The organism is Paenibacillus shenyangensis (assembly GCF_000346635.1).
GTDB classification, from domain to species: domain Bacteria; phylum Bacillota; class Bacilli; order Paenibacillales; family Paenibacillaceae; genus Saccharibacillus; species Saccharibacillus dauci.
This window is the reverse complement of record NZ_AOIG01000066.1, coordinates 1-242: the sequence shown is the minus strand read 5'-3', so window position 1 is coordinate 242 and position 242 is coordinate 1. Positions and strand designations below refer to the sequence as shown.

Sequence of the window (242 nt, the reverse complement as noted above, 5' to 3'; positions counted from 1 at the left end):
GCGACTCTGGTTCGACGGCCGGGCCCGGGCCGTCCTGGCGCAGCTGCTGATCGCCGGCGCCTTCGTCGGCGCGGTGGGCTGGCTGGCCTGGAACGCCCACGCCAACCTGACCCAGCGCGGCATCGCCATGGGCTTCGACTACCTCGGCGAGGCGGCCCGTTTCCCCATCGCCGAAAGCTTGCTGGCCTACCAGCCCACCGACAGCTACGGCCGCGCCTTCCTGGTGGGGCTGGTCAACACGC

Annotated in this window: 1 pseudogene; it reads left to right on the top strand. The window is 72.3% G+C overall.

Going from position 1 to position 242, the window contains the following annotated elements:
• Positions 1-242, top strand: a pseudogene (locus H065_RS28045) (amino acid ABC transporter permease); the annotation flags it as partial.